The following is a 13,154-nucleotide window of genomic DNA, read 5'->3' as shown; positions in this document are numbered from 1 at the left end:
TATTTACCAGGGAGTCATAATGCTCAAAACCTATCGACGTATCGCTGTTCTGGCTGCTTTCGCTCCGATGATGATGCTGGCGCAAGGCGCGCACGCTCAGGAAGACAAGGACAAGACCGCGGCCATCAAGGAACTGCTGTCCGTCATGCAGGCCGACCAGGCTGTCAAGGGTCAGGCCGACAACTGGCAACAGGGCGCCAAGCAGGAAGCGCCGCTGGTGCTGGAGCAGGTTCTTGTCGAGAACAAGACGTTGAACGACAAGCAGAAGCAGGCCGCTGTCGACAAGCTCAAGAAGAACGGCGCCGTGCAGCGCATGGTCGACGGCGCCGGTACGGCGTTCAACACCGACGGCTTCCGTCAGGACGCCATCAAGGCGCACTACGATGCCTTCGGCAAGTACTACTCGACGCAGGAAATCAAGGATCTGACCACGTTCCTGAAGTCGCCGACGGGCCAGAAGTTCATGGCCAACCAGGGCAAGGCCACCCAGGAAATCTGGGGTTCGATGATGCAGAAGTACGGCCCGCAGGTTGGCAAGTCGATGCGCGACGCCGCCGAGAAGGAAATCGCCGCCGCTTCGAAGTGATCGACGGCTGACCTCCCGGGCCCCTCGGGCCGGGGAGGTCGCAGGTCCGGACCCGCTCCGGATGCCCTGGGTGTCCAAGGGGCGCGGGTTTTGGGCGATAATGGCTGCCTGGTTCCATCCGGCAGCCATTTTTCTTTTCTCCCTCCATGAACGATCCCCAGAACCCCGCCCTCGCCGGCCTGCAACGTTCCCTGGCCGAGCGCGTCTTCAATTTCTCGCCTGGCCCGGCCGCGTTGCCGACCGAAGTCCTGCAGCAGGCCGCCGAGGAAATGCTGTCATGGCGCGGAACTGGCGTTTCGGTGATGGAGATGAGCCACCGCAGCAAGGAATTCGAGAGCATCCACCAGCAGGCGCTGACGGATCTGCGCGAACTGCTGCATGTGCCGAAGAACTTCAAGATTCTGTTCCTGCAGGGTGGCGCCATCGGCGAGAACGGCATCGTGCCGCTGAACCTGGCCAATCGCGTCAATGCCGCCAAGCCGAAGACGGACTTCGTGGTGACCGGCACGTGGTCGGTCAAGACCGAGCAGGAAGCGCGCCGCTATGGCGAGGTGAATATCGCCGCGTCCAGCAAGGACCAGAAGTGGCACAAGATTCCCGACGTGAAAACGTGGAATCTGTCGGACGATGCCGCCTATGTGCACCTGTGCACGAACGAGACCATCGTCGGCGTGGAATTCCAGGACATTCCCGACATCGGCCAGACCGGCACGCATGACAAGGGCCGCATCGTCGTGGCCGACGCGTCGAGCCATATCCTGTCGCGCCCCATTGACTGGTCGCGCGTGCAGGTGGTGTACGGCGGCGCGCAGAAGAACATCGGCCCGGCCGGCGTGACGATCGTCATCGTGCGCGAAGACCTGATCGGTTTCGCGCATCCCCTTTGCCCTTCGGCGTTCAACTGGCGCCTGGTGGCCGAGCACGACTCGATGTACAACACGCCGCCCACCTATGCGATCTACATCGCCGGGCTGGTGTTCCAGTGGCTCAAGGCCCAGGGCGGCGTGGCCGGGATCGAACAGCGCAATATTGCCAAGGCGCGCGCGCTGTACAGCTTCCTGGACCAAAGCGACTACTACCGTAACGAAATCGATCCCGGCAGCCGCTCGCGCATGAACGTACCGTTCTTCCTGCGCGATGAATCGCGCAACGAAGCGTTCCTGACCCAGGCGCGCGCGAATGGCCTGGTACAGCTCAAGGGCCACAAGTCCGTGGGCGGCATGCGCGCCAGCATCTATAACGCGATGCCACTCGAAGGTGTGACCGCGCTGGTGGAATTCATGCGCGAGTTCGAGCGCACCGCCGCCTGACGGTGGTGCTTTCTGTCGCGGCCCCCGCAGCGCGAGGGCCCGGCATCAGCCCAGACTTTTCGCGGCTGCGCGATGCGCGGCCCACAGGCCTATGACACAGCAAGACAAGCCGGGGGTGGCCGCCTCCGGCAATGACAATGCCGCACCAAGCCCCCAGGAGCAGGCGCTGTCCGCCGACCTGGCGCCGCTGCGCGACCAGATCGACGCCGTCGACCGCGAACTGCTGGCCCTGCTGAACCGTCGCGCGCAACTGGCGCTCGACGTGGGCGAGGTCAAGAAGAAGTACGGCGCGCCGGTGTTCCGTCCCGAACGCGAGCTGCAGGTGATCCGCAAGGTGCAGGGCGCCAATCCGGGCCCGCTGCTTGGCGAAAGCGTGGCGTCGATCTGGCGCGAGGTCATGTCCGCCTGTCGCGGGCTGGAAAAGCCGCTGGAGATTGCCTTCCTGGGCCCGGCCGGCACGTTTTCCGAGCAGGCGCTGTACGCGCACTTTGGCCACGAGGTCTCGGGCGTGCCGTGCCCGAGCATCGACGAGGTGTTCCGGTCGGTGGAATCCGGCACGGTGGAATACGGCGTGGTGCCGGTCGAGAATTCGACCGAGGGCGCCGTGTCGCGCACGCTGGACCTGTTCCTGCAGACGTCGCTGAAGATCAGCGGCGAGATCGCGCTGAAGGTCCATCACAACCTGATGGCTTCGTCGCCCGACATGAAGGGCGTGACCGTGGTGCGCGCGCATGCGCAGGCGCTGGCGCAGTGCCAGCACTGGCTGACCGCCAACTATCCGCATCTGGAGCGCCAGGCCGTGTCCAGCAATGCCGAGGCGGCGCGCATGGCCAGCGAGGACCCCACGGTGGCGGCGATTGCCGGCGAAACGGCCGCCAACCGCTATCACCTGCATATCGTGCGGGCCAACATCCAGGACGATCCGCACAACCGCACGCGCTTTGCCGTGATCGGCCGCTACGAGACCGAGCCGTCGGGCAGCGACCAGACATCGATGATCTTGTCGGTGCCGAACAAGGCCGGTGCCGTGTACCAGCTGCTGGCGCCGCTGGCGGACAACGGCGTGTCGATGTGCCGGTTCGAGTCGCGGCCGGCCCGTAGCGGCGCGTGGGAGTACTACTTCTATGTCGATGTGGAAGGCCATCAGCACGACCCGTCCGTGGCACGCGCGATCCAGGCGCTGCGCGCCAACGCCGCGTACCTGAAGGTGCTCGGGTCCTACCCGTCGAGCAAATAACGCAGGCAGGAGACACGCATGGCACAGCAGGAAAGCGGGGCGGCGAATGTGGCGGCCAATGTGGCGGATTATTTCGGCCCGACCTACGTCCGCAAGATTTCTCCGTACATCGCAGGAAAGCCAATTTCGGAAGTCGCCCGCGAGTTCGGGCTCGACGAAGCACGCATCGTCAAGCTGGCCTCGAATGAGAATCCGCTCGGCATGCCGGCATCGGCCAGGACCGCCATCGCGGCGGCCACGGCAGACCTGGGGCGTTATCCGGACAGCAACGGCTTCGAACTGAAGGCCAAGCTTTCGGAAAAATTCGATGTCCCGGCCGAGTGGCTGACCCTGGGCAACGGCAGCAACGACATTCTGGAGCTGGCCGCGCATGCGCTGGTGCGCGCCGGCGAGTCGATCGTCTACGCCGAATACTCGTTCGCGGTCTACGCGCTGGCCACGCAGGAGGTGGGTGCGCGCGCCATCGAGGTGAAGTCGCGCCAGTACGGCCATGACCTCGACGCGATGGCCGCCGCGATTGCGCCGGACACGAAGCTCGTGTTTATCGCCAATCCGAACAACCCGACCGGCACCTTCGTGTCGGCCGCCGAGATCGAGGCGTTCCTGGCCAAGGTGCCGCCGCACGTGGTGGTGGTGCTGGACGAGGCGTACAACGAATATCTGGACGCCGACCAGCAGTACGAATCGATTGCCTGGGTGCGCAAGTATCCGAACCTGATGGTGTCGCGCACGTTCTCGAAGGCCTACGGCCTGGCGGGACTGCGGGTCGGGTATGGCGTGGCCCAGCTGCCGCTGACCGACCTGCTGAACCGCGTGCGGCAGCCGTTCAACGTCAACAGCCTGGCGCAGGCCGCGGCCGTGGCGGCGCTGGGCGATGCGGCATTCCTGCAGCGCAGCGCCGAGCTCAATCGTGCCGGCAAGGCCCAGCTGGTGGCGGCCTTCGAACGCATGGGGCTGGAGTACGTGAAGTCGTCGGGCAACTTCGTCATGGTCCGCGTGGGCACGGACGACGGTGCCGGCGCCCGTGTGAACCTGGCCATGCTCAAGCAGGGCGTGATCGTGCGCCCGGTGGCGAACTACGGTCTGCCGCAGTGGCTGCGTATCACGATTGGCCTGCCTGAGGAGAACGCCGCCTGCATCGCGGCGCTCGAACAGGCATTGAAGTGAAACCGAATCGATCTGAAGCCGTGAGTGCTCTGCATTTTTCCCGTGTTGTGATTGTCGGCGTCGGCCTGATTGGCGGATCGCTGGCGTTGTCGCTCAAGCGTGCCGGCGTGGTCGGCACCGTGGTGGGGGTGGGCCGGTCGGCGGCGTCGCTCGAAAAGGCGAAGATGCTGGGCGTCATCGACGAGGCCGCCGAATCGCTGGCCGACGCCGCGCGCGGCGCCAGCCTGGTCGTGCTGTGCGCGCCGGTGGCGCAGAACTTTGCGCTGCTCCATGCGCTGGAGCCGCATCTGCAGCCCGGCACCATCGTGACGGACGCCGGCAGCACCAAGTCCGACGTGATCATGGCCGCCAAGACGGCGCTCGGTGACAAGGTGGCGCAGTTCGTACCCGCCCACCCCATTGCCGGCCGCGAGCTGCATGGTGTGGAGGCCGCGCTGAACGACCTGTACCTGGGCAAGAAGGTGGTGATGTGCCCGCTGCAGGAAAACAGCCGCGTCGATGTGGCGGCGGTGCGCGCCATGTGGGAGTCCACGGGTGCCGATGTCCACGTGATGTCGGCCGTGCAGCATGACGCCGTGTTCGCATCGGTCAGCCATCTGCCGCACGTGCTGTCGTATGCGCTGGTGGCGCAGGTGGCCAATGCCGAGGACGCGGCGCTGAAGCTCGATTTCGCGGGCGGTGGCTTCCGCGACTTCACGCGCATCGCCGCGTCGTCGCCGGAGATGTGGCGCGACATCTGCATCGCCAACAAGGAGGCGCTGCTGCGCGAGATCAACACGTACGAAGCCGTGCTGGGTCACTTGAAGGCCCAGATCAAGGCGGGCGACGGTGCCGCGCTGGAGCGGATCTTCGCGCGCGCCAGCGACACGCGCCTGAAGTGGGGCGCGGCGCGCGCCGCCACCCATAACGTAGAACCCTGATGCCGTGGCGCCTTTCCGGGCGCCAGGCCGACGCTGCAAAGACCATGGAACATCTGACCCTCGGCCCGCTGACCCGCGCAACGGGCACCGTGCGCCTGCCCGGCTCGAAGAGCATCTCCAACCGCGTGCTGCTGCTGTCCGCACTGGCAACCGGCGAGACACGCGTTCGCGATCTGCTCGATTCCGACGACACCCAGGTCATGCTCGAGGCACTGAAGGTGCTGGGCGTGAACTGGCGCCGTGACGGCGGCGACTGCATCGTCACCGGCGTGGGTGGCCATTTTCCGAACAAGGCCGCCGACCTGTTCATGGGCAATGCCGGTACGGCGATTCGTCCGCTGACGGCGGCGCTGGCGCTGCAGGGCGGCGCCTACACGCTCAGCGGCGTGGCGCGCATGCACGAGCGGCCGATCGGCGATCTGGTGGACGGCCTGCGACAGGTTGGCGCCGCCATCGAATACCTGGGCACACCCGGCTATCCGCCGCTGGAGATCAAGCCGGCGCAGATCCGCATCGATACGCCGATCCGCGTGCGTGGCGATGTGTCGAGCCAGTTTCTGACCGCGCTGCTGATGACGCTGCCGATGGCGTCGGCGCCGTCGGGGCGGATCGAGATCGAAGTGGTGGGTGAGCTGATCTCGAAGCCGTACATCGAGATCACGCTGAACCTGCTGGCGCGCTTTGGCATCGAGGTCGAGCGGCAGGGCTGGGAACGTTTCATCCTGCCGGCCGGCGCCCAGTACCGCTCGCCGGGCGAGATCTACGTCGAGGGCGATGCCTCGACCGCCTCGTATTTCCTGGCCGCCGGCGCGATTGGCGGCGGTCCGGTGCGGGTCGAAGGTGTGGGTTTGTCGAGCATCCAGGGCGATGTGCGCTTTGCCGATGCGCTGAACCGGATGGGCGCCAACGTGATGGCTGGCGACAACTGGATCGAGGTACGCGGCACCGAGCGCGACGACGGCCGGCTCAATGGCATCGAACTCGACTGCAACCATATTCCCGACGCCGCGATGACGCTGGCCGTGGCGGCACTGTTCGCCGAAGGCTCGACCACGCTGACCAATATCGCCAGCTGGCGCGTCAAGGAAACCGATCGTATTTCGGCCATGGCGGCGGAACTGCGCAAACTGGGCGCCACGGTGGAAGAGGGCGCCGACTACCTGAAAGTGACGCCTCCGGCATCAAACGCGTGGCAGACCCCGGCCGACGGCATTGGCACCTATGATGATCACCGGATGGCAATGTGTTTCTCGTTGGCCGCTTTTGGGCCGCTGCCGGTGCGGATCAACGATCCGGGCTGCGTGGCGAAGACGTTCCCGGAGTATTTCTCGGTGTTTGCCGGGGTGGCGCGGTAAGCGGCCACTCCGGTTCAATAGCAGTGTTCAGGCGGCGGCCAGGTGGGGCGCCGCCAGCGCTTCATGGCTGGCTTCGGCCCTTGCGGGATTTCCGCGACGTTCACGGCGCTCCCAGTACTTGTCGAAGAAATAGTGGGCGACCGTGTTGACGGCCGGTTCGATGAAGGTGATGGCGCCGCTGATGGCCAGGCTGCCGGTCAGTGCGTAGGTCACGCTGAAGGCGATGCCCAGGTGCATGATGCCGAAGGTCAGGGTTTTGGCCATGGTGGATTGCTCGCTCGAAAAATGTCGGGATGGTCGCGCAGCGCCTTTTGTAGGGAACGGGAACGCTGCAGCCGCGCAACCATGGATCAAATGATAACGACTCTCAATCAAAGTCGAAAATCAATAGTTTCAAGCTAACCAATTAAGAATGACTATCATTGACGTCATCACCATAGATGGGCCAACCGCTTCCGGCAAGGGAACGGTGGCCCACAAGGTGGCAGATGCCCTGAGCTTCCATCTGCTGGACAGCGGCGCGCTGTATCGGCTGGTGGCGCTGGCCAGCGACCGTGCCGACGTGGACATCGGCGACGTCGATACCCTTGCAAAGATCGCCTTGCGCCTCGATGTGAAGTTCGGCCCCGACCGGGTCTGGCTCGAAGGCGAAGAGGTCAGCCAGCTGATTCGCCAGGAGGCGATCGGCAACCGGGCGTCGGCGCTGGCCGTCCATCAGCCCGTGCGTGATGCGCTGACCGCACTTCAGCGCGGCTTTCGCAAGCTGCCGGGCCTCGTGGCGGACGGCCGCGACATGGGCACGGTGATCTTCCCGGAGGCCCGCCTCAAGGTGTTCCTGACCGCGAGTGTCGAGGCGCGCGCCCGCAGGCGCTATAAACAATTGATTGATAAGGGAATTTCTGCTAATATCGAAGACCTTTTGCGTGACCTCGAGGCGCGCGACGCGCGGGACCGTTCCCGTGCCGCCGCACCGTTGCGTCCCGCGGAAGACGCGCAACGCCTGGACACCTCCGAAATGACGGTGGACGAGGCGGTGGCGCAGGTGCTGGAGTGGTTCGCCGCGGTGCGGTGAGTAAAACCAGGAGGCGCCGAACCGGGCCTGTATCGGAACCCAACCCGTCCGGTACAGGTTGTTCAACCTGACCCCGCTGCGTAAGGCAGACTGTGCACGATACGCGTGCCGGCCTACGTACTGCGGATTGCTACTTTACGTTTATGTCCGACCTGCAAACTAACGAATCCTTTGCCGCACTGTTCGAGGAATCGATCGCCCGCTCCAATATGAAGGCTGGCGAAGTGATTTCCGCTGAAGTCGTGCGCATCGACCACAATTTCGTGGTCGTCAACGCCGGGCTCAAGTCCGAAGCATTTGTGCCGGTGGAGGAGTTCCTGAACGACCAGGGCGAGCTCGAAGTGCAGGCCGGCGACTATGTCTCCGTGGCCATCGATGCGCTCGAGAACGGCTATGGCGACACCATCCTGTCCCGCGACAAGGCCAAGCGCCTGGCATCGTGGCTGAACCTCGAGAAGGCGCTGGAAGACGGCGAGATCATCTCGGGTACCGTGACCGGCAAGGTCAAGGGCGGCCTGACCGTCATGGTCAACGGCATCCGTGCCTTCCTGCCCGGTTCGCTCGTCGACGTGCGTCCGATCAAGGACACCACGCCGTACGAAGGCAAGACCCTCGAATTCAAGGTCATCAAGCTCGACCGCAAGCGTAACAACGTCGTGCTGTCGCGCCGTGCCGTGGTGGAAGCCACGCTGGGCGAAGAGCGCCAGAAGCTGATGGAAACGCTGAAGGAAGGCGCGATCGTCAACGGTATCGTCAAGAACATCACCGACTACGGCGCGTTCGTGGACCTGGGTGGTATCGACGGCCTGCTGCACATCACCGACCTGGCATGGCGTCGTGTGCGTCACCCGAGCGAAGTGCTGTCGGTTGGCCAGGAAATCACCGCCAAGATCCTCAAGTTCGACCAGGAAAAGAACCGCGTCTCGCTGGGCGTGAAGCAACTGGGCGAAGATCCGTGGGTGGGCATCTCGCGCCGCTACCCGCAAGGCACGCGTCTGTTCGGCAAGGTGACGAACCTGACCGACTACGGCGCATTCGTGGAAATCGAAGCCGGTATCGAAGGCCTGGTCCACGTGTCGGAAATGGACTGGACCAACAAGAACGTGGCCCCGTCGAAGGTTGTCCAGCTGGGCGACGAAGTCGAAGTCATGGTTCTGGATATCGACGAAGACAAGCGTCGTATCAGCCTGGGCATGAAGCAGTGCAAGGCCAATCCGTGGGACGATTTCAGCCGCAACCACAAGAAGGGCGACAAGCTGACCGGCCAGATCAAGTCGATCACCGACTTCGGCGTGTTCATCGGTCTGCCGGGCGGCATCGACGGCCTGGTGCACCTGTCGGACCTGTCGTGGCAAGAGTCGGGCGAAGAAGCCGTGCGCAAGTACAAGAAGGGCGACGAAGTGGAAGCTGTCGTCCTGGGCATCGACGTCGACAAGGAACGCATCTCGCTGGGTATCAAGCAGCTGTCGGGCGATCCGTTCAACAACTTCATCTCGGCCAACGACAAGGGTTCGCTCGTCAATGGCACGATCAAGGCTGTGGATGCCAAGGGCGCCGTGGTGCAACTGGCTGATGACGTCGAAGGCTACCTGCGCGCATCGGAAATCTCCGCTGACCGCGTGGAAGATGCCCGCAACGTGCTGAAGGAAGGCGAGCAGATCACCGCCCTGGTGGTGAACGTCGACCGCAAGTCGCGCAACATCAACCTGTCGATCAAGGCCAAGGACAGCGCAGAGCAGCAGGAAGCGATGCAGAAGTTCCAGGCTGACACCGGCACGGCTGGCACGACCAACCTGGGCGCGCTGCTGAAGGCCAAGCTGGGCCAGGAAAACCAGTAATTTAGAGCGCCGCGCGAAGCGAGACCGCCCATGACCAAGTCCGAGCTCGTCGAAAAACTGGCTGCCCGTTTTCCGCAGTTGCTGCTGCGGGATGCGGACATCTCGGTGAAAACGATTCTCGACGCGATGTCCGAAGCCCTGGCCGATGGCCATCGCATCGAGATCCGTGGCTTCGGCAGCTTTGGTCTGAACCGGCGGCCGCCTCGCGTGGGCCGCAACCCCAAGTCCGGCGAACGCGTGCTGGTGCCCGAAAAACGGGTGCCGCATTTCAAGGCGGGCAAGGAGTTGCGGGAGCGGGTAGACCGCCCTGTATCGCCACAGGGTGGCGTCGCGACCGTCAACGGTCAGGCGCCGCACGGCAAGGCAGGGCAGTCGCTGGCCCCGTCGCAAACGGCTCCGGCCGGCCTGCACGAGGACAACCAGCTCAATCTGGTCCGTTCCTGATGCATGCTCGCCATACTGGCAAGTTTGTGGAAAACGCCCCTTCGGGGGCGTTTTTTGTTTGCGCGCGGATGACAGGCCGCCTCCCGCGGTGGGCGGCGCGCCCGGCGACCAATCGTTACCGTTTGCGAGAAGTGATTCCGCTACAATGCCGGGAATCCTTGGCCGGGTGCGCCGGATCGCTGTTGCGTGACCGGTTGTGCACCCCTGATCCGATGGCATTCACCGCATGAAACTCATCACCTGGATCTTCCGCATCGTCCTGTTCGTGCTGCTGTTCGTGCTGGCACTGCGCAATACCGGCGATGCCGACCTGCAGCTGTTCTTCGGTGCAGTCTGGCATGCCCCGCTGATCCTGATCCTGCTGGCGGCGTTCGGGCTGGGCATCGTGGCCGCTTTGGCTGCCGTGGCGCCGGGGCTGATGCGCCAGCGCATGGAAGCGTCGCGCCTGCGCCGTGCCCTGGGCGCGGTGCGGGCCACGCCGGCGGTGGATGTCGTGCCGCCCGAGGCCAAGCCGGGCGTACCTTATAACGTAGTCGGTCCGAAAGTCTGACCCATGATGTTTGAAACCTGGTGGCTGCTGGCGCTGCCACTTGTATTTGGCCTTGGCTGGATGGCTGCGCGCTTCGACCTGCGCCAGCTGATGAGCGAACAGGGCGCGTTGCCGCGTTCGTATTTCAAGGGCCTCAATTTCCTGCTCAACGAGCAACCCGACAAGGCCATCGACGCCTTTGTCGAGGTGGCGCGTCTCGACCCCGAGACCACCGAGCTGCACTTTGCGCTGGGCGCGCTGTTCCGCCGACGCGGCGAGACCGAACGCGCGATCCGCGTGCATCAGAACCTGGCCACCCGGCCAGACCTTCCCGAGCCCGAACGTGAGCACGCACTCTATGAACTGGGGCAGGACTTCCTGCGCGCCGGCCTGCTGGACCGTGCCGAGGAGTCGCTGCGCCGGCTGATGTCGGGCCCGTACGCGGCATCGGCCAAGCGCGTGCTGCTGGAACTGTACGAAGTCGAGAAGGAATGGTCGAAGGCCATCGACGCCGCACGCGAACTGCAGACGCTGGACCAGAAGGACTACCGCGTGCAGATTGCCCAGTTCTGCTGTGAACTGGCGCAGGACGCGCTGCAGAAGAAGAAACCCGAAGAAGCCGTCGAATGGCTACGTCGTGCCCGCGAGGAAAATCCGGCCAACGTCCGTGCGCCGATCCTGCTGGGCGACGTGGCCGCCGCGGCCGGCGACCAGACCGGCGCGCTGGAGCACTGGCTCGGCATCGAAAGCCAGGATGCGGCCTATCTGCCGCTGGTGGCCGACCGGGTGGTCAAGGCCTACGCGACGCTGGGCGAGCAGGGCAAGGCCCTGCAGTGGCTGCGCGACCTGCTCAAGACCAAGCTGGCGCCGGAACTGCTCGATACCGCCTATCGCACCGAACTCGAAGCGAACGGCCCGGTGGCTGCCACCGCGCTGATGCGCGACCAGTTGCGCCGCCAGCCGACGCTGCTGGCCCTGACCCGGTATTTCGAGGCGCAGGCGGCCGAGACCAAGGCGCAGCAGCCTGTCGGCGCCAATGGCGAGGCGCCGGCCGATGGCGCGGACGCAGACGCCGATCCGGACGACCAGACGAAGGAAATCGAGGCGATCCGCGACCTGCTGCAACTTCGCACCCGTAACCTGGCGCGCTATACCTGCCGCGAATGCGGCTTCCGCGCCCGGCTCTTCTACTGGCAGTGCCCCGGCTGCAACCGCTGGGAGACCTATGCGCCGCGCCGCTCCGAAGCGCTTGGCTAATCCATCTCAAGCGACCCTGAATTCCCTGGAGCTTCCGCAATGAAAGTTACGATTATCGGCAGCGGCTATGTTGGCCTGGTGACCGGTGCCTGTCTGGCCGAACTCGGCAATTCCGTGTTCTGCCTCGATGTCGACGAAAAGAAGATCGCCCTGCTGAACGCCGGTGGCGTGCCCATCTACGAACCGGGCCTGAAGGAATTGATCGACCGCAACCGCGCGGCGGGCCGGCTGACGTTTTCCACCGATGTCGCCGCCAGCGTCGAGCATGCCGATGTCCAGTTCATCGCCGTGGGCACCCCGCCTGACGAGGACGGCTCGGCCGACCTGCAATACGTGCTGGCCGCCGCACGCAACATCGGCCGCCATATGACCGGTTTCAAGGTGGTGGTGGACAAGTCGACCGTGCCCGTGGGCACCGGCGACCGCGTGGCCGCCGTGATCCGCGAGGAACTGACGGCGCGCGGGCTGGAAGACCTGCAGTACTCGGTGGTGTCCAACCCCGAGTTCCTGAAGGAAGGCGCGGCCGTGGAAGACTTCATGCGTCCGGACCGCATCGTGCTGGGCTGCGCGCCCGACGTCGCCGGCCGCCACGCGCAGGCCATCATGCGTCAGCTGTACTCGCCGTTCAACCGCAACCACGAGCGCACGTTCTATATGGACGTGCGTTCTGCCGAGTTCACCAAGTACGCGGCCAATTCGATGCTGGCCACGCGTATCTCGTTCATGAACGAACTGGCCAACCTGGCCGACGAAGTGGGCGCCGACATCGAACTGGTGCGGATGGGCATCGGCTCGGACCCCCGCATCGGCTACAGCTTCCTGTATGCGGGCGCCGGCTACGGTGGCTCCTGTTTTCCCAAGGATGTGCAGGCGCTGATGCGCACGGCCAGCGCCTACGGCAAGCCGATGCGGGTGCTGGAGGCCGTGGAGGCCGTCAACGATGCACAGAAGCAGGTGCTGGGCCGCAGGGTGGTCAATCGCTTTGGCGAGGATCTGACCGGCAAGACGTTCGGCGTCTGGGGCCTGGCGTTCAAGCCCAATACCGACGACATGCGCGAGGCGCCGGCCCGCGTGCTGGCCCGTGAACTGGTATCGCGCGGCGCGTCGCTGCGCGTGCACGACCCCGTGGCGATGCACGAGGCCCGCCGCGTGCTGGAGACCGACCTGGCCGACATCCCCGGCGGCATGGATCGCGTGCAATTCTGCGACGCCCAGATGGACGTGCTGAAGGACGCCGATGCGCTGGTGATCGTGACGGAGTGGAAGGTGTTCCGCAGCCCCGATTTCACGCAGATCCGCGCGTTGCTCAGGACGCCGGTCATCATCGACGGCCGCAACCTCTATGAACCGGATGCCATGGCGCAGGCCGGCATCGAGTATCACGCGATCGGGCGCTCCACCGCCGCGCACTGATTCGTTTCAACCGCGTAACCAGACCG

13 protein-coding genes are annotated in these 13,154 nt (G+C 64.8%); 12 read left to right on the top strand and 1 reads right to left on the bottom strand.

From position 1 onward, the window contains the following. The first annotated feature begins 19 nt into the window (after positions 1–19). The 6 genes from AC24R4_RS13040 to aroA all read left to right on the top strand — a co-directional run bounded on the left by AC24R4_RS13040 (position 20) and on the right by aroA (position 6,575). On the top strand, positions 20–586 hold the full coding sequence (locus tag AC24R4_RS13040; protein ID WP_400391684.1) for a DUF2059 domain-containing protein: 567 nt from the start codon (positions 20–22) through the stop codon (positions 584–586). A gap of 146 nt (positions 587–732) precedes the next feature. Then, entirely contained in the window at positions 733–1,896 is a 1,164-nt protein-coding gene (serC, locus tag AC24R4_RS13035; protein WP_400391686.1) for a 3-phosphoserine/phosphohydroxythreonine transaminase, read from the top strand. A gap of 91 nt (positions 1,897–1,987) precedes the next feature. Next, on the top strand, positions 1,988–3,133 hold the full coding sequence (gene pheA / locus AC24R4_RS13030) for a prephenate dehydratase (protein WP_400391687.1): 1,146 nt from the start codon (positions 1,988–1,990) through the stop codon (positions 3,131–3,133). A gap of 18 nt (positions 3,134–3,151) precedes the next feature. Then, positions 3,152–4,300, top strand: a complete 1,149-nt coding sequence (hisC, locus tag AC24R4_RS13025) for a histidinol-phosphate transaminase (RefSeq protein ID WP_400391690.1) — start codon at positions 3,152–3,154, stop codon at positions 4,298–4,300. A gap of 20 nt (positions 4,301–4,320) precedes the next feature. Further along, positions 4,321–5,220: a prephenate dehydrogenase gene (locus AC24R4_RS13020; protein ID WP_400391692.1), complete on the top strand. Its 900-nt coding sequence runs from the start codon at positions 4,321–4,323 to the stop codon at positions 5,218–5,220. A gap of 44 nt (positions 5,221–5,264) precedes the next feature. Continuing rightward, positions 5,265–6,575: a 3-phosphoshikimate 1-carboxyvinyltransferase gene (aroA, locus tag AC24R4_RS13015; RefSeq protein ID WP_400391694.1), complete on the top strand. Its 1,311-nt coding sequence runs from the start codon at positions 5,265–5,267 to the stop codon at positions 6,573–6,575. Positions 6,576–6,602: 27 nt separating this feature from the next. Here the strand turns inward: aroA and AC24R4_RS13010 are convergent, their stop codons facing one another. Beyond that, positions 6,603–6,839, bottom strand: coding sequence for a DUF2061 domain-containing protein (locus tag AC24R4_RS13010; protein WP_400391697.1), 237 nt, complete (start codon positions 6,837–6,839; stop codon positions 6,603–6,605). A gap of 148 nt (positions 6,840–6,987) precedes the next feature. Here AC24R4_RS13010 and cmk point away from each other — a divergent pair, with 148 nt between their 5' ends. From cmk to AC24R4_RS12980, 6 genes are all read left to right on the top strand, one after another. Further along, a complete protein-coding gene (gene cmk / locus AC24R4_RS13005; RefSeq protein WP_400391700.1) occupies positions 6,988–7,647 on the top strand; it encodes a (d)CMP kinase in 660 nt (219 codons plus the stop codon). 143 nt (positions 7,648–7,790) lie between these two features. Continuing rightward, entirely contained in the window at positions 7,791–9,485 is a 1,695-nt protein-coding gene (gene rpsA, locus AC24R4_RS13000) for a 30S ribosomal protein S1 (RefSeq protein ID WP_092594869.1), read from the top strand. 30 nt (positions 9,486–9,515) lie between these two features. Continuing rightward, complete coding sequence (locus AC24R4_RS12995; RefSeq protein WP_400391704.1) at positions 9,516–9,929, top strand: integration host factor subunit beta; 414 nt, start codon at positions 9,516–9,518, stop codon at positions 9,927–9,929. Between the two features lie 226 nt (positions 9,930–10,155). Then, entirely contained in the window at positions 10,156–10,479 is a 324-nt protein-coding gene (locus tag AC24R4_RS12990) for a LapA family protein (RefSeq protein WP_153946793.1), read from the top strand. Positions 10,480–10,482: 3 nt separating this feature from the next. Further along, positions 10,483–11,715, top strand: coding sequence for a lipopolysaccharide assembly protein LapB (gene lapB / locus AC24R4_RS12985; protein ID WP_400391707.1), 1,233 nt, complete (start codon positions 10,483–10,485; stop codon positions 11,713–11,715). A gap of 39 nt (positions 11,716–11,754) precedes the next feature. Next, a complete protein-coding gene (locus AC24R4_RS12980; RefSeq protein WP_400391710.1) occupies positions 11,755–13,128 on the top strand; it encodes a UDP-glucose dehydrogenase family protein in 1,374 nt (457 codons plus the stop codon). Positions 13,129–13,154: the final 26 nt, after the last annotated feature.

It is taken from the genome of Cupriavidus sp. CER-90, assembly GCF_057652055.1.
The sequence above is the reverse complement of the archived record's forward strand: the minus strand, read 5'-3'. Positions and strand labels throughout refer to the sequence as shown.